Below are 22493 nucleotides of genomic sequence, written 5' to 3' on the forward strand. Positions count from 1 at the left end.
CAACGGTTATGTCACATTTTATTCGGCATCAATAGTGGCTAAGAGCACAGTCAGCGCCCGACCGGGGTAGCGTGCGGCCAGCTCAACATGCCGCGTGTCGATTAAACGGGGAACCGATTTTTAAGCAGTTAATTCGGCGGCAGTAACTTTAAGCCGTTCACTCTTTTTGGAATTCAAATATTCTGATGGTAGAATACCGAATTTTGCTTTAAACATTCTTGTAAAGTAACTCGGCGTGCCAAAGCCCGTCATATATGCAATCTGCGCTACATTATGGCCCGAGGACTCAAGCAAAACAGCCGCTTTCTCAAGTTTGACCGAACGCAAATACTCATTAGGTGACAAGCCCGTCAACTCCCTTACTTTATAATACAAGGAGGCCCTGCTCATGCCTACGTGCTTGCTCAGGTCTTCGACAGATAATTCAGGTTCACTTAAATTGGCTTCAATATACTTAAGGATATTGTTAAGCAATTTAACGTCAGTTGATTCTATAGCAACATTCTCTCCAACCAGCTGGATTTGTTTGGAATAGGTATCCTTTAAGGTTTTGTTCAGATTGAGCAGGTTATTGATTTTTGTGTGCAGGATCTGGAAGTTAAAAGGCTTGGTTAAATAATCACTTGCACCTGATTGCAGCCCCATTAGCTGCTCTTCTTCACCTGTCATCGCGGTGAGAATAATGATTGGGATGTGAGTTGTACGCTTATCCGCTTTTATCTTATGGCTAAGTTCAATACCTGACATTAGCGGCATGTTAATATCGCTTACAACCAGTTGCGGGTGCGCACTTAAGGTTTTCTGCCAGCCCTCTTTTCCGTTAGCAGCCTCCAGAACCCGGAAATACTTTCCGAGATGTTCCGCTAAATACTGCCGGAATTCGTCATTGTCCTCAACAAGTAATATGGTGGTCAATTGTTCGGCTGTTGGCTCCATAACTGTGCCGGTATCAAAGTCGGCTTCAGTTTTGTTATTTTCAATCACCGCCCCTAAACCCGAAGTTTCCTGAACAAGGCCTGGCGCTTTTTGTAAATCCTGAAGTTGGGGCAGCGGCAGGGAAATTGTAAATTTAGTGCCCTTGCCTATTTCACTTGCGACGGAGATCTGGCCGTCCATTAAATGAACAAACTCTTTTGTTATGGATAATCCGATGCCCGTTCCCTGGTTCAAAACGGCACCGACTTTGTCTGATTGATAAAACCTGTCGAAAATACGCCCGATATCAGCCCGTGCGATACCCACGCCGGTATCAGCGATCTCCAACCGGAGCAGCGATTTACCCTTCGCCTCCTCAATGTTAATTTCAATAGTCACTGATCCGCCGTCGGCAGTAAATTTAAAGGCATTTGAAAGAAGGTTAAAGATGATCCGTTCCAGTTTTTCGTGATCAAACAGCGTTAACCAACACGGGCATGCCGATTTGATGAGCAACCGGATATGTTTCTTTGCAGCAATGTCCTTAAAAGATTCTGCCGCTTCGGTTATAAAACTGATCACATCACCTTTTGCCGGGCAAAGTTTAAGCCCGTTTTCTTCCATCTTACGGAAATCCAGTAGCTGATTGACCAGGTTCAAAAGCCTGCGAACATTTCTGTGGATCATTTTAAGGTCGCCTCTATCGCTTTCACCGAAATCTTTATCGAGTAATTTTTCAACCGGAGCCATAACCAACGAAATCGGCGTTCTGAATTCATGGCTCAAATCCGTGAGGAAACGGATTTTAAGCATATCCAGTTCATGTAAACGTTCAGCTTGTTTTCTTTCCTCCTCAACCAACTGCTGAACCCGCAGTTTTTCCTGACGGGCCTCAAATTCCCTGCGTAATTTGTTGATGCCCCTGCGCCGGATAAGATAAAGACTTGCCAAAATAACCAGGAAATAAATGGAATAGGCAAAGGTTGTACGCCAAACAGGGGGCAGGATAACTATTTTGATCTGGGTTACCGGTGTATTCCACTGCCGGCTGTTGTTGCTTGATTTTACCTGGAAAAGGTAGGTGCCAGGATCCATGTTGGTATAACTTGCGGTTGTGGACTGACGTACAAAGTTCCAATCCCTGTCATATCCAACCAGCCGGTAGGCATACAGGTTTTGCTTTGGGGCGGTATAATCTACAGCCACATAATTAAGCGAAAAATTTTGGCCGTAATGCAAAACGATTTCCTTTGCAATGCTGATTTGCTCTTTTAGCGAGCCGTTTGCGTTTGGGGTAACCGTGTTATTGTTCACCTTCAGCTGGCTGAGCAGCACTTTAGCTTGCGTTGGCGGCGAGGGCAGTTTGTTGGGGTTGAAATAATTGAATCCGTCCTGCCCGCCAAAAAACAAGTCGCCGTTATTTAATTTTAATGCCGAACAAGTGATAAAAGAACCCTGCTGAACGCCATTTTCTTCGTTCAGGTTTTTAAAAAGTTTCTTTTCCCGGTCAAACGAACTTATGCCACGGTCTGTACTCATCCAAAGCAGGTGGTTGTCGTCTTCCAAAATTGCTTTTACATAGGCATTGGCCAGGCCGTCTTTTTCACTATATACCGTAAACCTACCGGTTTTTGCGTCAAGAAAGCAGAGCCCGCCGTTTGTACCGGCCCACAGTGAATGATCATTTGCGCTTAATACGTTAGAAACCACATCATTGGCCAGCCCGCTGTTCGCCTTATTATAAAGCGTAAATTTTCGCGCCTGCTGATGATAAATAGCTAAACCGGTGCCCATAGAGCCGATGCAAATATCCCCGTTGGGCATCAACGTGAGCGAAGTGATATAATCGTTTAACGGGAGCCTGGGATAGTTGTCACCGGCTGTATTTTTGCTGCTTACCCTGTTAAACAAGCCAGTCTGCGGATCGTAAACATCCACACCATGCCCAAGTGTGCCGATCCATATGCGGCCCGCTTTATCTTCAACGAGAGCCGTAATTTCATTTTGGCTTAAGCCCCGGGCCGTACCGTCATAGGTAAGCTGCCTGCATTTTCCGGTAGTCGGATTAATATTGAAAAGGCCATTACGATAAGTTCCAACCCATAATTGTTCGTTTCTGCTCATAAACATTGTCATTATCGCCAGACCATGTTTCAATGGATCCAGTTTGCTGTGGATTGGAACCGGAGTCATTAACCCGGTATTCCTGTTAAACAGTTCGAGGCCGCCGCCGTCGGTTCCTATGAAAACCTGATCATTTTTGTATTCTGCAAAAGCTGTAACAAAAGGAGACTTTAGCCCTGATGGGTCGAAAGGATTGCTCTGTTTGAGGTTTAATAAAGCTAAATGCTTGTCATATTTACTGATGCCGCCGCTATACGTGCCAATCCAGTAAATTCCGTTTTTATCAAAGTAAAAACTGCGTATAGAATTACTCCGGAGGCTGAAGGGATTCCGCGGATCAGGCCGTAAGACTTGAAATGACTCGGAGCGCGGATCAAAAATGTTAACTCCGTCTTCGGTACCCAGCCATATCCTGCCGTCATTGTCTACGCTTGCCGCGAAAATTGCATTATTAGTCAGGCTATTGGATTGTTTGTTATTAAACGCTTTAAAGATTCCCGGTCTTAGCATTTTGTTCAATCCAGAATAGGTGGCGATCCATATATCGCCATTTTTATCTTCTATGATAGCTTTAACGATATCATTGGTTATCGTACCGGAAACCCTGGCGTCATGCTTAAATCTTTGAAAGGTTTTGGTTTGACGGTCATATAATAACAAGCCCATATTGGTACCCACCCACATTCGGTTACGGCTATCCTCAAATAATGACAGTACCACGATATGTTCCATCTGTTCGCCGTTGATGTTGGTTATTGGTAGTCTGGTCACATGTCCGGTATGCAGATCAAACATCCTAAGGTCTCCGTATGTACCAACCCACATCATGCCATGATGATCTTCATATATTGCCCTAACCGATATTTTTTGCATGTCAGGCCAGGAGCCGTCCCCGTTGTAAGCCTGGAACCGGTCAAATTTTCTATCGTAACACCGTATACCGCTTCCGCTCAGGCCAACCCAAAGTCGTCCGTTATGGTCTTCACAAATACTCAGGATCTCATTTGTCGGAAAATTAACTTTATTGCCCGCTTCGTGACGGTAGGTTGTAAAATTATTTCCGTCAAATTTGGTAAGGCCATTAGCGGTGCCGAACCACATTAATCCATAGCTGTCTTTAACAATACTATTTACGGTATTTGACGAAAGCCCTTCTTTTACGGTGTACGAAGTCAGGTTAAAAGTTTCCTGAGCTGTGGCAATGCCGATCATCCCACAACATAACACTAACACCACTAAATATGGTTTGATACTCCTGCACATGGTTAGTTTTAATAATTGGTATATAAGTGCAATCGATTGCAATTTTATAAAAAAAATTCTGATGCTAATATTAGCTATTCTATTTAGATATCGGAAATGGAATGCACTATTTTGTAAAATACAAAAGTAGATGAATAATGAAGTAAAAACGAGGCAAAAGCGGTATCAGGTTTATTATAAATAATCCATTGAAAAATGATACTTATAAATATATTGCAAAGCCAATAATTTTTTAACTGCGAGACCTGTAGGCACAGCTGCTTGCCTGTTTTTTTACCGCTTCTGTTTTTTGGAAGAAGTAAGTTGCTTGAGAAACTGCCAAAACGGCGAGAATATGCGTGCTGGTTTTTTAGGAAAAAAGGGAGGTAGGGAAGTGTTTATCCCTAACTCCCTTATTCCGGGTTATTAATGCTCCTGGGTTTTATTCGCTTCTCAAACTTTTCACGGGGTTAGCCAGTGCCGCTCTTATAGCTTTGTAGCCTACGCTTGTCCAGGCAATGGCTACCGACGCTAATATGGCCAAGATAAATATATCAGGGCCGATATTGATCCTATACGTGTAACCCTGTAGCCACTGATGCATGAAATAGTAGCCAATGGGAGCTGATATGGCAAAGGCGATGATAATAAGCACCGTAAATTCTTTGGAAAACAAATACACAATATGCCCCACAGAGGCCCCCAACGTTTTACGTATGCCTACTTCTTTAGTGCGTTGTAAAGCCATGAATGATACCAAACCATACAAGCCAAGGCAGGAAATGAATATGGCTATCCCCGCAAATATTTTATAAAGCGTAGATAATTCGTCCTCGTTTTTATAAAAATCAGCGATTGTTTTGTCGAGGAATTGATATTCATACATTCCTTCCGGGAAAGTTTTATTCCATAGGTTCTCAATACCAGCAAGGGTCTGCTTCACGTTTTGGGGATGAATTTTGATATTCAATTTTGAATACTGCCTCTTCCACGAGCCCATTAATACAGGCGGAATAGCGTTACGAAGTGAGGCCACATTGTAATCTTTCACCACACCAGTGATCTGCGCGTTTAATTTCTTATCATCCCATAGCATAATGTATTTGCCTATGGCCTGTTTTGGGTCGGTAATACCAAGCTTATGTATCAGCGTTTCATTAACAACATAACCTGATACGGTATCTGTTTTCTTATATGGGCCGCCGGCCAAAAATTGGATATCGTATAAGCCGAAATAGTCGGCATCAGCCCATTTCAGGGAAGCGGCGAAATCAACCTGTTTGGGCGCATTGTTGAATTTAAAATCACTGAACCAACCACCGTTGTCAGACGGGCCGTACAGGCTAACGCTTACCTCCTTTATTCCCGATTGCTGTAAAAGCTGATCTTTCAATGCGTTCACCCTTGCTCTGCCGGTGCTATCACCAGGGAAAGGAACCGTGACGACAGCGTCTTTATTAAACCCGAGCGATTTGTTCCTAAAATAATTCATCTGGTAGATCAATACCAGCGTGCCGATCACCAGGAATTGCGCTATACAGAACTGCGCTACCACCAATACCCTGCGCAGTGAAATGCCGCTCACGCGCGCCATATTGATCTTATTTCTCAATGCCTCTATCGGGTTAAAGCCGGATAACACCAATGCCGGATAAAACCCGGCCAACAAAGTAACTCCAATAACCACTCCTCCCAAAAACAAGATCACTATTGGATCAGCCAGAAAGCCCCCGCTCAACTGGATCTCCAGCAGGTTATTCAACATTGGCAAGGCCACAACCGAGATTATTGAAGCCAGTAAAACTGAAAATAAAGTAATGATCAAGGTTTCGCTGATAAATTGAAGAACCAATTGATACCGGTTGCTGCCCAGAACTTTGCGTACGCCAACCTCTTTTGAACGGTTTACGGCCTGGGCGGTAGCCAGGTTGATAAAGTTAACGCAGGCTATGATCAGCAGGAATAAACCAATCAGGCTGATCACACTGATCAATTGCTTACTAAAGGAGTGCCCGCTGTACAAACCTGTTTCCGTGTTATAATGCATATCTTTCAATGCCTGTAATTGAAAGATTTCATTTTTATTGTAGGGCGGCGGTATATGCCTTTTGGCGAACGCTGCAAGCCCGGTATTGAACCGTTTTTCGTTTGCGCCCGGTGGTAAAATGATATAGCAATTCCTGTCACTGAAAGTACTAACCCAATCCTGTGCATTGCCGCTAAAATCCCCTCCTTTTCCGATGAGCGTGACCCAGGAGACAACCAGCTTCATCGGGAAATCCGTATTGGCAGGGGTATTTTCAAGGATGCCGGCTACTTTAAAATCACGTTTGTTTTCGTATCGCACTGTTTTCCCCATTGCGGTACGCCAATCGCCAAAAAACTTATCAGCTTCGTCACGGGATAATACAATGGTGTTAGGCTCTGCCAAAGCGGTATTTTTATCTCCGGCCAGCCACTTGAAATCAAAAATCCGGAAGAATCCGGGATCAGCATAGTAGGCCAGATCTTCTTTAAACTTTTTCAATGAACCACTATTGCGCCCGTCATCTACCGCATAGTGCGATCCGTCATTCTTCATAATATTACCTAATTGCTTTACTTGCGGGAAATCAAGCTTCAATCCTTCAATAAGTGGTAATGGCGTCCCCGCGCCGGCATGTGTACCATCAGGGCCGCTGTTTACCGTCACGATACGATAGATCCGGTCTTTATTAACATGGAAGTTATCAAAGCTTGTTTCATATTGAACAACCAGGAATATGAGCAGGCAGGCGGCTATACCTATGGCCAGGCCGGTAATATTGATGGTGGCATAGCTTTTATTGCGTAGCAGGTTACGCCAGGCGATTTTGAAGTAATTTTTAAACATAACGTTGCGATTGAATTTCTTAACGGTCCACTTCGGAGCCGCTTCCTGGTTTAAAATTACTGTCTTAAAACGTGGCTGGCGTTCCAAATTATAATATGGTCGCTCTTTTTTGAGTTCAAGTTTATACACTGCCGGGCTTTTACCGGTCAACTGCTTAAAAGTACGGTTAAAGGTGGTTTTCGAATTAAATCCTGATTCCAATGCAATCCCAAGCAAGGTTAGGTGGTTATAAGCCGGGTCCTGCATTTTACGGACTACATCTGCAACTCTGTACTCATTAATAAGATCATTAAAGTTTTTTTTCAGTACTGTGTTAATTATGCGGGATAATTCATTGGGATGCAGGTCGATTTTTTCAGCCAGTGAATGTAAATTAAGCTCCGGGTCCTGGTAATACAGATTGGCTTTCAGGACTGTCTTCAGCCACGTACCCTTCTGCCGGTATTCCGCCGGCAGCGCTGGTTTGAAAACCGGCAATGCAACTGACGATTGGCCTGCTTCAGGTTTTAAAAAGGTGATAACTGCTGTACGGATAGTAAATATCACTAAAAGGAGATACAATGGATAATAGGCATGTGAAGTTAACTGATAGTGGTAATAAAAATAATCTGTGCCGGCGACGAGCATCCAGCATACCCACAAAATGCCGAAACCGGTTAGCAAACGATGCAGCCATTTCATTTCGTACCGGTATCGGTCACTGTTATTAAATTTCAGACGTCCGTAGAAGCTCTCAATCAACTTATGTGAAGCGTACAAATAGACAATGACCGACGTAAACGTAAGCGATTGTAATACAGGGTTCAACCGGTGAAACACGAGTGTATCATAAGTGGCTGCTCCCGTGGTAGTACTTTCTATAATCTCCAATAGCTGAGCGCCCAGTTCGAGCGATAATGGAATGAAATGCAGCAGGTCTTTTGAGTTGAATTTATATTCCGGCCGGGTAACTTTAAGCACATAAAGGAATATCAGGGGGCCAAATCCCAACGAAAATCGCATTGGCAACCGGCTCCAATAAGGAATATAGGTTGTTAGCTCAATATCAATGGCTAACAGGCGGGTTATATACAAAATGATAACGAGCAGTGCCAGGGTAAAAAATTGGTTTGCAATTTGGTTCGGCCTTTTTTTGAACCATAAAAGCGCGGCGGAGCCCAAGCCGAGAAAAATGGCTCCCAAAAAGACCAGGTCGCAGATGTTGATATGGAATGTATAGGTTTTCAATTTACTCAAAGGGCTCAATACCCGTTCCAAATTTACAACATATTTACATTCAGTATATTACGTTATTTTTCATACATGCACTGTAACACAACCGAACATACATCTGTTCGCTTTCGGATGAATGGAATGACCATCATCAGATCGATCTTGAACTTGACGCGAACAAGTCTGAAATTATCACGATATAGAATCGGAGATCTAAGCACAAAGCCCCGATACATGTTTATATCAGGGCGTTATTTAAGAGTTTGGTAATATGCCGACCGGGCTTAACAAATAAATAATAATAAGAATCTCGCTTGCTCAGCCGTCCAAGTCAGCGAAAAATATTATGATTTCAGCGGTCCAACGTGTCGATAAGTGTTGATGAGCAAACCCGTTGGTGTGGTCTTGGATTCAACAAAAGCAAGTTCGCGAGCGTCAATACTATCAGACAATATGCGTTTACCACGACCAAGCAAAACGGGGTAGGTAATGAGCACAACCTCGTCGGCCAATCCCTGGTCAAGCAACAGGGATGTTAGTGTGGAACTTCCCACAACGATCAGGTCGGAGCCGTCCGTTGCCTTTAGATCGCGGATCGCTTCTACAACATCCTCGCCCAAATTCTTTACCGGACCCCATTCCAGGCTTTCGGGCCTGTGGGTTGCAATGTATTTTGTTGCAGCGTTTATAGCATTTGCCATTGGGAAATCTCCGGCATTAGGCCAAAAGCCACTAAATATATCATAGGTGCGGCGGGCAAGCAGCAGGTCAAAGTTAGGGCCGTATGCCTCAAAGAGCGTTGCTGCCCCGGCAGGGCTTCGATAAGGTGTAGTCCATGCGCCATAAGTGTAGTCCCCGTCATGTTCTATCACGCCATCCAGCGAGACATGTTCAAAAATTCTGATCTTTCTCATTTGCTTATAATTAGTTTAGATAAATCTGCCATTAATATTTTTTTAAAAATGAACTCCTGATAAGTTCTTGATTTCTTATTTCTATAACTTATCAATAGTTTAGCAGTCATTGTATATTAAATACCAGGTACGATTTTGTTATTGTAAAAACCCGTTCAGAAGATCTGATATCGTTTTCGTCTGCTGCATTAAGCTGACATGACTCTGCCCCGGAACAATGGCTAAATGTGATTTTGGCATCGGTGCCAAATCAGCAGATATGCCACCTCCCAGTAATTGGTACGTTTTCATCAACTCCACTTTGTCCAGGCCGTCATTGTCGCCTGATATAAGCAATACCGGTGAAGTAATTTTCGCAATATTGGCATCACCCACGTTAAAGGGCTCGCCAGCAAAAGCAATCATCTGTTCTAAAAACTTCGTCCATTTTGTTTTGTCAGGCGCTACTGCATCATACGCCGTTTTCATTGGAGTATTTGTTAAAAATTCAGGCTTAAAACCTTTAAACGCATTATTTACAACGGGCAACCAGCCACTTGTTTTGTAGGTAGAAGAAATGATCACTAATTTTCTTACCCGTTTAGGGCTTTTTACTGCCAGCTGGTAAGCTATGGATCCACCCATGCTATATCCGGCAACGTCGGCACTATCAACTTTTAAAAAATTCATTACTCCTTCCACATCACTGGCCAGGGTAGCAATGTCTAATTTTCTGTCAGAATACGGAGTGTGCCCGTGTCCCTGCAATTCAACTGCAATTACCTTTCTTGTTTTTGATAATTCAGGTATTAATTGTGCCCAATTCATCTCAATGGTATAAAAAGCACCATGCAGCAAAACCAGGGGCTTACCCTCGCCATATACTTCATAATAAACTTTGATACCGTTAAGAGGGGCGTAGCCGCTGTGGGTTGGTTTGATTTGTCCGTTTGACAGAGATGCTGTAAACAGCATGACTGCGATTAGTAGTATTGATTTAAGAGGACTGTGTGTTTTAAATAAATTTTTCATATAAGGTGGTTTAAGTTATTTACGACTTATTGACAATACGAAGATCAAGATCATTTAAGGATTTTAAGCTGTGTAAAAACGACAACTTAAGGGGTGAATAGCGACAATATTATTATTGTTATATAGGAAATGGGGGATATCGAACTGCTTCTGCATGATTAAAGTGCTTAATTTAGGTAGATGTTATGTTTTAAAATATGAATAGCTCATACCGTTGAGGAGTAAGTAAGTTAGCAGTAAGGCAGCCATAATTTGTTATGTGGTTGCGTTACTGCACCTGTCAAATAGAAATTATTGAGTTCGGCTGATCAAAGAAATTGTAATACTAATTGCTCCCATTCCTCTTCCAAAGATAGGTTCGGGCGAATTTGCCGTGCCTTGCTATACCAGTAATCGGCATTTCCGATATCACCTTCTTTCCGGTGCAGGTAGGCATGTACCCATGCTGATGCCTGATCGTTCAGGTGATCAACCTGTGCATGTGCCTGGTGCCAATCGCCCTTGCCATCATACCAAAGGCTTTTTAACTGTGCAGAGAGCCCGCTGACAGGCTGTTCTGAACTTAATGAGGCTTTAAATTCGGCTAAAGTTTTCATTGGGCTTTAATTTTTTCGAAAATAAGCGTTAAAACGTGAGTGTACAGGAAGCTTTTACCGATATCATGAACTTGCCATGTGCATAGTTCGATTCATTACTGGTAGCAAACCTGCTATCATCGTAAATATCCTAATTAATTGCGAAAAATTTACCAGAACTAACATACCGCAATTTAATGACTTTTGGTTCTTTATGTTAGTCGCACTGCTCCTAAGCTGGCTGTTTCTATGGGCTGAAGGAAAAACGTTGAAAGCGTTACACCCAATCCCGGTAAAACGCAGGCACTGGCGTCAATTGCTATAACCAGATCATCGTCGTTTTTTTGTTTTTAAAGTTTACTCATAAGTTATTCTGGTAGGCTGAAAATCCCAATGACATTAAATTTTATGATAATTTGATATAAACAGGTAGTTTTATATAGCTTTTACGCTTAGGCGAGAATAAACCAACCAAAGATTATTAAATATTAAAGTATAAACAAGTCGCCTTTTTAATAAAAGTGACGGCTATCACTATTTTATCAATATATAAAATTGACTTTTATGTTGCCATAATTTACCTAAACTTATGCCTGAGAACATTAATAATAAACTTGTTGCCTGGGGTTTTGAAGCGGATAGTCATGCCATAGCTATGCTTGCATATTGGGACCGTGAGTTGGTTTGCCGATATGCAAACCAACTGTACATTGAGTGGTTTGGCAAGCGTAGGGATGAAATGATTGATAAAATTAAGATGCAGGACCTGTTTGGCGAGCTTTTTTATAACAATTTACCCTATATAACGGGAGTTCTGGAAGGCAGGATACAGCGCTTTGAACTTGATATAAAAGTTCCGTCGGGAGAAACAAGAACAGCTGTAGCAACCTATAGTCCTGACTATGAAAATGGCGAAGTAAGGGGATTTTTTGTCCACATAGAAGATGTAACCAAACATTTTGACAGAAAGCCGTACAATCAATTAAATATTCAGCATGATTATGACAGTGAGACAGATTTTGGCGGAAAGATACTTGAAGAAGTGACGGGAACATTAAAAGCCAGTTTATTAACCGGTTTTCCCGGGATTACCAAACTTTCCAAACAGCATTACATTTCTGAATCAAAACTTAAAAGAGATTTTAAAGCCAAATTTAACTCCAGTATTTTTTCTTATTACAGGAACCTGCAAATGGCATTGGCAGAAAAATATTTAGAGGAGAAAAAATGCAGCAAAAAACAGCTCGCTATAATATTTAATTTTTCTAACCCATCCAATTTTTCAGCCTGTTATAAAAGGTATCTGAGCACAAAAAGCGCCAATAATTTGATTGAAAATATACAGAAGGCAACAGATGAGCAGTATAAAACCTTTGTTTCACAAGCGCCGTTTGCAATAGCTATGCTTGATACTGAAATGAAATATCTTGCATTTTCAAACAAATGGATAACAGATTATAATTATGATGAGGCTAAACTCGCGGGCACTATTCATGAAGGTATTTTTCCGGAGTTGAAATCAAAGTTTGATGATATTTATAAAACAGCACTAAATGGCAAAATCAATAAATGCGATGAAGAGCTTATAGAAAGGGCAGATGGTTCTAAGGTTTGGATAAAATGGGACATCAGGCCCTGGTATAATTACAAAAATGTAATAGGGGGGCTATTGATTTGCACTGAAGATATTTCGGCCTTAAAACTGAAAGACCTGGAAAATATCAGGATATTGGAAATTCTCAACAAAACAAATGAAATTGCCCGGATTGGAACATGGAATAAGAATTTCAAAAAAAATGCAGCTACCTGGAGCAAAATAACAAAAGAAATACTGGAAGCGCCAGAGAATGCAGATCCCGCATCGAGCATCAATCTTAACTTATATAAAGAAGGAAAGAGCCGTGATTTAGTAAAAGAAACATTTAACAAGGCATTTGAAAATGGTTTGCCATTTGATATAGAGGTTGACTTAATTACCTTTAAGGGTAATTTAAAAAGGGTGCGTGTAATTGGATATCCCGAAGTTTTAAACGGAACCTGCGAGGCCATAGCAGGTATATTTCATGACATTACTAATTTCCACAATTTTAAAAACAAAAAGTAATACCATTTTGAGCAACTAAAATGGTATATTTATTTTTTTATAGCTGAATTTCAAAGTTTTAGCTTGTTATTTTTTATTGGTAAAACCCTTTACCATCTCCTTATTACGTGTATATTGATAAATTAATATACTAAACGTTAAAAATTGGTCTTCTACAGGTATAAATTGGTCTTTTACAAGTAGATATTGTGTAATGGTAAATGTAAGTTTGTTTATCCCTACCAATTAGTCAAGAACCGTCAAAATAGAGATATAGACGATTATTTATTGCCGACACGAATATATTTCCTGTTGGAAACGCAGGTTCGTATAAAAAATTATTGATGTGAATAATTTTTATATGAACTGGTAACTCCCGCAGAAGATCAGAAACATTACAATTTCAAGATTTATAAAAGTGAAGTTTTAAATAAAATTATCTGTGCAAGTTCAAAACTGAAAATGAATCACCCCCAATAACGTTAACCTTATTGACATGAATGAATGTATACTTATTATCGATGACGAGGATTTGATGAGAACCGTCGCCGCTAAAATATTAAAGGATGCAGGCTATAAAGTAATCCAGGCAAACGATGGCAGAGTTGGAGTAAACATGGCATCACAATTAAAGCCCGATTTAATATTATGTGATATTATGATGCCAGAATTAGATGGGTTTGAGGTTTTGCAATTACTAAGTAAAAATCAGGAAACCGCCGTTATCCCTTTCATTTTTCTAACTGCTAAAACAGACCGGCTCGATTTTAGAAAAGGGATGGAGATGGGTGCCGACGATTATATAATTAAGCCTTTTAACCACATTGAGTTGGTAAACGCAATTGAAAGCCGGCTGAAGAAAAATGAAATACGGAAAATTTCTTTTACTAAAGCACTGCAGAGCCTTGACAACTTAGCCAACAATTCAAAAGACGAGAAAGCGGAATTAAAAGCATTAATAGCGAGCAGAAAAATACGCCAGATCAAAAAGAAGCAGATCCTGTATTATGATGGTGACCAGCCAACGGGTATCTACCTTATTCTTGACGGATGTATTAAAACCATGAAGCTATCTGATGATGGCAGAGAGTTTATGACAGGTTTGTATAAAACCGATAATTATTTAGGTGTAAGTGCGCTGCTGTTAAATGAAGCTTTTAAAGAAACAGCTGTGGCAGTTGAGGACGCTACGGTATGCCTGCTCCCTAAAGATATTATTTTATCGCTGCTTACCAGGTACCCGGCTATTAGCCAACAGTTTTTAAGGATATTATCAAACAACATTTGCGAAAAAGAAGACCAAATGATAGAACTTGCTTATAATTCGGTAAGAAAACGTTTGGCGCAGGTACTGTTAAGATTAAATAAGAAATCAGATGATCCCATGCTGTTGAAAATATCCAGGGAAGAACTGGCCGGTATGGCCGGCATGGCACTGGAAACGGTTAGCCGCACTTTAACAAACTTTAAAGATGAGGGATTGATCGAAAAAAAATCCGGTCATATCATGATACTTGAGCTTAACCGCCTTGAAAGAATAAAAAACTGATGAGCAGAACTATTTGCTGCTCATCAGCAATATATAAACTTTTTCTTCCCCGGAATTAGTTTTTTAAGCTTTTCATAAAGCAATGGCTTTATACTCAAATAAGCCGTTAAAACGCATTTAATTTAATATTCATACCCATCCTGTCCCGTATTATTTCCCTATGCCTCGGGTGATTATTGTTATCAAATGCTTATTATAATAATCGTGATAAATGTCATTATTAAAAGTGATAATGGTCATGGTAAAACCCAAAACAGGTAACGATATTTAATTTTTAACAAACAAGAATTGTTAAAAATTAAAATAACGCTTATGTGTGGAATTGTAGGTTACATTGGGTTCCGTGAAGCATGGCCCATAGTACTCAAAGGTTTAAAAAGATTGGAATACCGTGGTTACGATAGTGCAGGTATAGCAATTATTAATGATAACGGCTTTAATATTTATAAAAAGGCCGGCAAAGTATCATTCCTGGAAGATTTCACTGAAGGTAAAGACCGAAGCGGAAAAATAGCGATGGGCCATACGCGCTGGGCAACCCACGGTGCTCCATCAGACGTTAATTCGCATCCACACAGCTCAAACGACAAGCGTTTGCATATTATCCACAACGGTATAATTGAAAATTATTCGATACTTAAAGCAGAGTTGATCAATCGCGGGCATGAGTTTAAAAGCGATACCGATACCGAAGTTCTGGTCCACCTGGTACAGGAGATACAGGAAATTGAACAGATCGACCTGTTTGAGGCTGTTCGCCTGGCCTTAAATTCGGTTATTGGTGCTTATGCAATTGTAATTATGGATAGGGAAAACCCCGGGCAGCTAATTGCCGCCAGAAAAGGTAGTCCGTTAGTTATCGGCGTGGGTAATGGCGAGTATTTTATTGCATCTGATGCCACCCCTATTGTAGAATATGTAAAAAATGTAATTTATTTAAAGGATAACGAAATAGCTTTGATAAAACGCGAAGAGCTATTGGTTAAACGCCTGGACAATGTAATTCAAACCCCTTTGATACAAGAGCTGGAGTTAAAGTTAGAAGAGCTTGAAAAAGGCGGCTTTGACCATTATATGCTGAAGGAAATATACGAACAGCCACGGTCAATACGAGATTGTATGCGCGGGCGTATCAATGCTGCAGAAGGTAAAATAGCATTGGGCGGCATTAAAGAGTATGCGAATAAATTAAAGAATGTTGAACGTGTGGTCATAGTTGCCTGTGGTACATCATGGCATGCAGGTTTAGCCGGCGAGTATTTAATTGAAGAATATGCCCGTGTCCCTGTAGAGGTTGAGTATGCCTCTGAGTTCAGGTACCGTAATCCCATCATTAATGAAAGAGATGTGGTAATTGCCATATCACAATCAGGCGAAACCGCGGATACCATGGCGGCTATTGAGATTGCAAAGGATAAAGGAGCCACAATTTTTGGCATTTGCAACGTTGTAGGCGCATCTATACCTCGTGTTACCCACGCGGGTGTTTATACACATGCCGGTCCCGAAATAGGAGTAGCTTCAACAAAGGCGTTTACCGCCCAGGTGACGGTATTAACATTGATGGCATTTTATATTGCACAGCAAAGAGGTACACTTACCACATCAAAACTTACAAGCCTTTTAACGGAATTGAACAGCATACCCGAAAAGGTACAAACAGTTTTGGCCAACAATGAATTGATCAAAGATATTGCTGCGAAGGTTAAAGATTCCCGCAATTGCCTGTTCCTGGGCCGCGGCAGCGGTTTCCCGGTTGCGCTGGAAGGAGCGCTAAAGTTAAAGGAGATCTCCTATATCCATGCAGAAGGCTATCCGGCTGCCGAAATGAAACATGGGCCCATCGCGTTGATTGACAAGGAAATGCCGGTTGTATTTATTGCTACAAAAAATTCCTCGTACGAAAAGGTAATAAGTAACATACAGGAAGTAAAAGCCCGCAAGGGAATAGTTATTGCAATTGTAACCAAAGGCGATACCGAGGTTGAAAAAATGGTTGACTATTGTATTGAAATACCAGATGCTGATGAGGCGTTCCTTCCGCTTCTGGCGACTATACCGCTGCAATTGCTCTCTTACCACATAGCTGTAATGCGGGGCTGCAATGTTGATCAGCCACGCAACCTCGCCAAATCGGTTACCGTGGAATAGTTTCAATATTATAGATAAAATATATAATAAATACATTTAAATAGATAATATCTATTTTGCAAAGAGCTAAGAATTAAAGCAATTCTTAGCTCTTTTTTTGTTGGATATAACCGGGTAAAAGCGCCGGATTCTACCCGATATTTCTGCTGTTTTGCTTCGTCAGATCTGTATAAATATGAATGTAAACAGACCTCTTTAAAAGCTGCCCACGCACATGATAAATTGCCGGCATTTAAGCCATATTAACGGCATAGCCGGGTGCGGATTTTTTATGTTTTTTGAAATATTTTTATCAAGGTTCACACATAGGAAATTTTCTGCCTTTAAAGTTCAATTTTACCGCTCTAAGGCTTGCAAAATGCCTTCGGTAATTACTCATTTCGGGCTGTTTTTTTTACATATTTTTCACATGATGTGTAAAATGGAGCGGATTTTTCTTTACATAATCTGTAAAAAATCACTGCTTATTTACAATTTAATTTCAATTGTGAAAATATGTATATCATTGAACTTCAAATAGATATATTTGATTTATAGAAACAAAAGAAGTATCCAAAACCATTTATACTTATCACTCATGATTATAAAAATACTAACTCGAAGTTCTGTCTTGTTACTGCTGGCGCTAAGCGCCTGCGCTCCAAGAAGAGACCTGGTATATTTCAGTAATATGGCAAATGTTACAACAGCGAATGATGTGCAAAATCCAGAGGTTCGTATCAAACAAAATGATGTTGTTAGCATCACCATGAATAGCCTGAGCCCCGAATCTAATTTATTGTTTGCAAGTAATAAAGGTGCTTCACCAGATGGTACTTTAAAAGGTTATAAAGTGAACAAAAGCGGCAACGTACACCTGCCACTTGTTGGTGATTTTAAAATTGAAGGAATGAGCATTGAAGAAGCTGAAACAGGGGTTGCCGCAGCACTAAGCAAGTATGTTAAAAATCCTGAAGTAGAGGTACAGATTGTAAATTTCAAAATTACAGTTATAGGCGAAGTCAATAGGCCTTCGACATTCACTATAACTGACGAAAAAGTTAACCTGCTTGAAGCCTTAGGAATGGCCGGAGATATGACGGTTTATGGTAAAAGAGAAAATGTATTGATTATACGTACAGAAGATGGCCATAAAACAATGAAAAGGTTGAATCTGAATAATCAGGAAACAATGAACTCGCCATACTTCAATCTTAAACAAAATGACATTGTGTATGTAGAACCTGACCGCGCCAAGGCAATTGAGTACAGTTCAAATACACGGATAATACCTATTGTAACAGCTTCTATATCGGCGGTGGCGGTTTTAGTAGCCGTGTTGTTAAGACGATAAATAAGAACTGATTGTACAATGTTAAAAACTGATGCTATGTCTGTAAATATTATTTCAAAACCTATTGCACGTCCTGATAACTTTAAGGATAAGCTTATGCCATATATAAAAAACTGGTATTGGTTTTTAATAACATTTGTTGTTTGCGTGGGTGCTGTTTGGCTTTACCTTGATTATGCTACACCTCAATATAAAATAAGCAGCACACTGCTTATACCTGATGATAAAAAGGGCGACGGTATTTTGAAAGCTACCGCGTTTAGCGACCTTAATATGTTCCAGGAAACTAAGACGGTAGATAATGAGATGGAGATTTTGCGTTCAAAAGATTTGATCTACAAAGCATTAAAAACCCTTAAACAAGAAATTTCATATTATGACCTGCAGGGTTTTAAAACCCGTGAACTTTATGCAGATGATCTACCTTTTAAAGTTTCAATAAAAAAGATCAGCAGGGCGGCTTACCTGAAAAACCTGCAGATCCAAAACTTATCAGGTAATACTTTTATACTGCATGATGATTTAAAAAGCTGGATATATCGCTACGGACAGGAAATAAAGCATGCCGACTATGTTTTTACCGTAACCAAAGGCCCCGCTTTTTCTGAAGGGCCCCAGTTAACCGGTATAAAATTTAACGATCTGTATGGGATGGCGGCTTCTTATAGCGCAGGCAGGCTGAATGTAAACCCGGTAGTTAAAGAGTCCAATACCCTAATTTTAAGTTTGATAGACCCTGTGCCCGCCAGAGGGGTTGATATCCTTACCAATATTATCAATACCTATAATATTGAAAATGTTCAGAAGAAAAATATAATGGCTGTTAACACCATTTTATTTATTGATAAAAGGTTAAAAGCCATGGAGCAGGATCTTACATCGGCCGAATTAGGGATAGAAGCTTATAAACAACAAAACGGAGCGGTTGACGCGGGCAACGGCGCCCAGATCAATTTAACAAAATCGGCAGAGTATAATCAACTGCTTGAAACCTCAGATGTTCAGTTGGGTATTGTTAGGTCTATTGAAAAATATTTAAGTAATTCAGACAACCAATTTAGCGTGGTGCCCAGTACCATGGGCTTAAAAGATCCGGTGCTGAATACATTAATAAATCGCTTTAATGATCTGCAACTGGAAAGGAACCGGATGCTCAATAGTACAAACCTGAGTAACCCGCTTGTTCAAAACCTGAGCGACCAGATATCAGCTCTGCGTATTAACATTAAGGAAAACCTCAATAACATTAAACAAGGCTTTATTATAGAGCATAAGCATCTGAAACAAAACTCTGCTCAATATGATTCCAGGGTACGTTCTGTGCCCGCGCTTGAGCGTGGCCTTTTGCAGCGCAGCCGGGAACAAAGTGTTAAAACAACCTTGTACCAATATTTATTACAAAAGCGCGAAGAAACAGCCTTATCACTGTCTGCAACTATCCCAACTTCTCAAATTGTTGATAAGCCCGCATACAATCCTATACCTGAGTATCCTAAAAGGCCTTTAATGTTCTTATTAGGTGGCATCATGGGATTATTGGCACCCGGGCTGTTTATTTATATAAAGCAGTTGCTTAACGTTAAAGTAAAAGATGCTGCAAGTTTAAGCTATATACCAGGCGTAAAAATACTGGGAGAATTAAGTCATAATGATGTTAAAAGCCCGATAGCTATACAACGCGGGGGAAATTCTGTTATTTCTGAGTTGTTTAGGTATATACGCACCAACATTAACGTGTTAAGTCCCGATCAGCCTAATAAAGTTATGCTGGTTACCTCGTGTATGAAAGGCGAAGGAAAAACATTTTTTAGCATCAATTTGGGTTTAACGCTGGCAATGCTTAACAAAAAGGTGCTGATACTGGAATTTGATCTGCGTAAACCCGACCTACTTCAAAAGTTAGGTATCGCGCAGAAAAAGGGCATAACCGATTTTTTACAGGGCGATGCCTCGGTATTATATGATTGTATCCAGCCTTATGACAATGCAGATAACCTGTTTGTACTTGGCTGCGGTTCATTGCCGCAGGATCCGGCCGAGCTGCTGATGGATGAGCGTATGGATGTCCTTTTTGAATACTTAAAGCGCAGGTTTGATTATATAATTATTGATACCTCTCCGGTTGGTTCGGTTGCAGATGCTTTTAGTTTGTCGCATTATGCCGATATGAGCATTTACCTGGTTAGGTATAACTATACCAATACACAGCAATTAGACATCCTGCGGGATATTTATGATAATGAGAGGTTTAAAAACCTGATGGTGGTTTTTAACGATGCAAAAAAAGAAAACCGTCCGGCTTATGCCTACGGCGGTTACGGTTATGCTGCTGAAAAAAGCAGCAGGTAATATACAATTATAACTTAAACCGGCCTTTTGCCGGGTGTATTTCAAATTTAATATTTTTTAAAAAGAAGAACTATGTAAGTGGTATGGCGAAGCTATATCCCGGACCATAAAAAGTTTTAAATAGCATCTGATCAGCATCAAGCGAGTACAACATTACTTAATGATCATCAGCTGCAAAAAGTAACAAAGAATAAGCACTAATTATAAGCCGGCCCTAACCGGCGAACCTAAATAAATAGTTTGTTTTTTTTAAGTAATACTGTCATGTAAGTGATATGGCGAAGCTATAACCCTTTACGAACTGAAGTCATTTCAAAAAAATCTCTAACCCAAAGCAATTGCAATGAATTTACACGAAAAAAAGTGGCTGGTGGTATATACCAGGCCCCGCTGGGAAAAAAAGGTGGACACATTGTTAAAACAACAGGGCATCGAATCATACTGCCCGGTTAGGCAGGTACAAAGCCAATGGGCTGATCGCAAAAAAGAGGTGGACCTGCCATTATTTAACTCTTATGTTTTTGTTCATGTTAATCTACGTGAAGAGTCGCTGGTATTATACTGTATGGGGGTGATGGGGTACGTTTATTACATGCAAAAGCCAGCCGTTGTACGTGATAACGTTATTGAGGAGATCAAAAAGAACCTGACAATTTATAAAGACATAGAAGTTATAAATCTGCAAAACATATCAGTGGGCGACCGTGTGCTGGTAAAACAGGGGGCTTTTGCCAACCAGCCCGGCCAGGTTGTTCAAATACAAGGCAAAAATGTACTCATGATTTTTGATAACATCCATTGCGCATTGGTAACCCGCGTACCATTTCAACACATCTCCATAAACAACTTAAATCAGAACAATAAAAATGCTACAAAATAATAAAATCGGAATCATTGGCCTCGGATACGTCGGTCTTCCCTTAGCAGTAGAATTTGCCAAGCAATACAAAGTGTTTGGTTATGACATTAATCACAAACGGATTGATCAGCTTAAAGCCGGAATTGATCATACCAAAGAAATTACCGAGGAGGAGCTTAATGCTGTAATTACGCCGGTTTGTACCACTCCTAAGGGGTTGTTTTTAACAAATGAAATTGAATTATTAAAGGCTTGCACCATTTACATTGTAACTGTGCCTACGCCGGTTGATAAAAATAACCGGCCCGATCTGAGCCCTCTGGTTAATGCCAGTTTACTGATTGGTAAAGTGCTTAAGAAAGATGACATTGTTATTTACGAATCAACAGTATATCCGGGGGTTACCGAAGATGAGTGTATGCCCGTACTTGAAAAGGCTTCGGGTTTACGTTATAATGTCGACTTTTTTGCCGGCTACTCGCCAGAAAGGATAAACCCCGGCGATAAACTTCATACCGTAGCCAATATACGCAAGATCACTTCGGGCTCAAATGAAAAAACCGCGCAGATAGTAGATGACCTTTACAGTTCTGTTATCAAGGCAGGCACATTTAAAGCCGACTCGATAAAAGTTGCGGAAGCAGCAAAGGTTATTGAAAACGCCCAGCGCGATATCAACATTGCTTTTGTAAATGAACTGGCAATGATATTTAATAAGCTGGGGATTGATACGCACAAGGTTTTAGAAGCTGCAGGAACCAAGTGGAACTTCCTGAACTTCCGTCCGGGGCTTGTAGGCGGGCATTGTATCGGCGTTGATCCTTATTACCTGGCGCAAAAAGCCCAGGAAGCCGGTTATCACCCTGAAATTATATTGGCCGGTAGGCGCATAAACGATTCAATGGGTGCATATGTGGCCGATCAGTTTATAAAAAAGATGATCTGCAAGGGCACCTCGCTCATAACTGCCGAAGTGCTTGTACTTGGATTTACTTTCAAGGAAAATTGCCCGGATGTGCGCAATACCCGTGTAATTGATATTATACGCCGGTTAGAAGAATATAAGGTTAAGGTGCACATACATGATCCATGGGCCAATGCCGAGCAGGCTCAACGCGCTTACGGCGTAATCTGCGAAAATGGCGAATCAAAAAGCCGTACCTATGACGGCGTTATGCTGGCCGTAGCGCATGAAGAATTCAAAAACATGGACCTCAAAGCGCTTTGCAAGCCCAACGCGGTTCTGTATGATTTAAAAGCTTTTTTGCCCGATAACTTAGTTAACGCCCGCCTTTAAGCCTAAA

General features: G+C 40.7%; 12 protein-coding genes. 7 read left to right on the forward strand and 5 right to left on the reverse strand.

Annotated features, from left to right (window positions below):
• Positions 1–120 precede the first annotated feature (120 nt).
• From J2W55_RS00125 to J2W55_RS00145, 5 genes are all read right to left on the reverse strand, one after another.
• A complete protein-coding gene (locus J2W55_RS00125; RefSeq protein ID WP_310090563.1) occupies positions 121–4302 on the reverse strand; it encodes a hybrid sensor histidine kinase/response regulator transcription factor in 4182 nt (1393 codons plus the stop codon).
• A gap of 421 nt (positions 4303–4723) precedes the next feature.
• Positions 4724–8389: an ABC transporter permease gene (locus J2W55_RS00130; protein WP_310090565.1), complete on the reverse strand. Its 3666-nt coding sequence runs from the start codon at positions 8387–8389 to the stop codon at positions 4724–4726.
• 320 nt (positions 8390–8709) lie between these two features.
• The gene (locus J2W55_RS00135) at positions 8710–9279 is read right to left on the reverse strand and encodes a dihydrofolate reductase family protein (RefSeq protein ID WP_310090567.1); all 570 of its coding nucleotides are present in this window, start codon (positions 9277–9279) and stop codon (positions 8710–8712) included.
• 138 nt (positions 9280–9417) lie between these two features.
• Positions 9418–10290, reverse strand: a complete 873-nt coding sequence (locus tag J2W55_RS00140; RefSeq protein ID WP_310090569.1) for an alpha/beta fold hydrolase — start codon at positions 10288–10290, stop codon at positions 9418–9420.
• Positions 10291–10598: 308 nt separating this feature from the next.
• Positions 10599–10886, reverse strand: a complete 288-nt coding sequence (locus tag J2W55_RS00145) for a hypothetical protein (RefSeq protein WP_310090571.1) — start codon at positions 10884–10886, stop codon at positions 10599–10601.
• A 568-nt stretch (positions 10887–11454) separates the two neighbouring features.
• Between J2W55_RS00145 and J2W55_RS00150 the strand changes: the two genes are divergently transcribed.
• The 7 genes from J2W55_RS00150 to J2W55_RS00180 all read left to right on the forward strand — a co-directional run bounded on the left by J2W55_RS00150 (position 11455) and on the right by J2W55_RS00180 (position 22486).
• Positions 11455–12969 (forward strand): PAS domain S-box protein, encoded by a 1515-nt coding sequence (locus J2W55_RS00150; RefSeq protein ID WP_310090572.1) that lies wholly within the window; start codon positions 11455–11457, stop codon positions 12967–12969.
• A gap of 475 nt (positions 12970–13444) precedes the next feature.
• The gene (locus J2W55_RS00155; RefSeq protein ID WP_310090574.1) at positions 13445–14497 is read left to right on the forward strand and encodes a response regulator; all 1053 of its coding nucleotides are present in this window, start codon (positions 13445–13447) and stop codon (positions 14495–14497) included.
• A gap of 312 nt (positions 14498–14809) precedes the next feature.
• Entirely contained in the window at positions 14810–16648 is a 1839-nt protein-coding gene (gene glmS, locus J2W55_RS00160) for a glutamine--fructose-6-phosphate transaminase (isomerizing) (RefSeq protein WP_310090576.1), read from the forward strand.
• A 670-nt stretch (positions 16649–17318) separates the two neighbouring features.
• Entirely contained in the window at positions 17319–17981 is a 663-nt protein-coding gene (locus tag J2W55_RS00165; RefSeq protein ID WP_310090578.1) for a polysaccharide biosynthesis/export family protein, read from the forward strand.
• Positions 17982–18017: 36 nt separating this feature from the next.
• The gene (locus tag J2W55_RS00170; RefSeq protein WP_310090580.1) at positions 18018–20330 is read left to right on the forward strand and encodes a GumC family protein; all 2313 of its coding nucleotides are present in this window, start codon (positions 18018–18020) and stop codon (positions 20328–20330) included.
• A gap of 343 nt (positions 20331–20673) precedes the next feature.
• Positions 20674–21210 (forward strand): UpxY family transcription antiterminator, encoded by a 537-nt coding sequence (locus tag J2W55_RS00175; protein ID WP_310090582.1) that lies wholly within the window; start codon positions 20674–20676, stop codon positions 21208–21210.
• On the forward strand, positions 21197–22486 hold the full coding sequence (locus tag J2W55_RS00180) for a nucleotide sugar dehydrogenase (protein ID WP_310090584.1): 1290 nt from the start codon (positions 21197–21199) through the stop codon (positions 22484–22486). The genes J2W55_RS00175 and J2W55_RS00180 overlap by 14 nt, the downstream gene beginning before the upstream one ends.
• Positions 22487–22493: the final 7 nt, after the last annotated feature.

The organism is Mucilaginibacter pocheonensis (assembly GCF_031456535.1).
GTDB lineage: Bacteria > Bacteroidota > Bacteroidia > Sphingobacteriales > Sphingobacteriaceae > Mucilaginibacter > Mucilaginibacter pocheonensis.

Excerpts from the sequence above, each read along its gene's own strand:
- J2W55_RS00155 (WP_310090574.1), top strand. The coding sequence starts at position 13,445 with ATGAATGAATGTATACTTATTATCGATGACGAGGATTTGATGAGAACC.
- J2W55_RS00145 (WP_310090571.1), bottom strand. The coding sequence starts at position 10,886 with ATGAAAACTTTAGCCGAATTTAAAGCCTCATTAAGTTCAGAACAGCCT.
- J2W55_RS00175 (WP_310090582.1), top strand. The coding sequence starts at position 20,674 with ATGAATTTACACGAAAAAAAGTGGCTGGTGGTATATACCAGGCCCCGC.
- J2W55_RS00150 (WP_310090572.1), top strand. The coding sequence starts at position 11,455 with ATGCCTGAGAACATTAATAATAAACTTGTTGCCTGGGGTTTTGAAGCG.
- J2W55_RS00125 (WP_310090563.1), bottom strand. The coding sequence starts at position 4,302 with ATGTGCAGGAGTATCAAACCATATTTAGTGGTGTTAGTGTTATGTTGT.
- J2W55_RS00135 (WP_310090567.1), bottom strand. The coding sequence starts at position 9,279 with ATGAGAAAGATCAGAATTTTTGAACATGTCTCGCTGGATGGCGTGATA.
- J2W55_RS00170 (WP_310090580.1), top strand. The coding sequence starts at position 18,018 with ATGTCTGTAAATATTATTTCAAAACCTATTGCACGTCCTGATAACTTT.
- J2W55_RS00180 (WP_310090584.1), top strand. The coding sequence starts at position 21,197 with ATGCTACAAAATAATAAAATCGGAATCATTGGCCTCGGATACGTCGGT.
- J2W55_RS00140 (WP_310090569.1), bottom strand. The coding sequence starts at position 10,290 with ATGAAAAATTTATTTAAAACACACAGTCCTCTTAAATCAATACTACTA.
- glmS (WP_310090576.1), top strand. The coding sequence starts at position 14,810 with ATGTGTGGAATTGTAGGTTACATTGGGTTCCGTGAAGCATGGCCCATA.
- J2W55_RS00165 (WP_310090578.1), top strand. The coding sequence starts at position 17,319 with ATGGCAAATGTTACAACAGCGAATGATGTGCAAAATCCAGAGGTTCGT.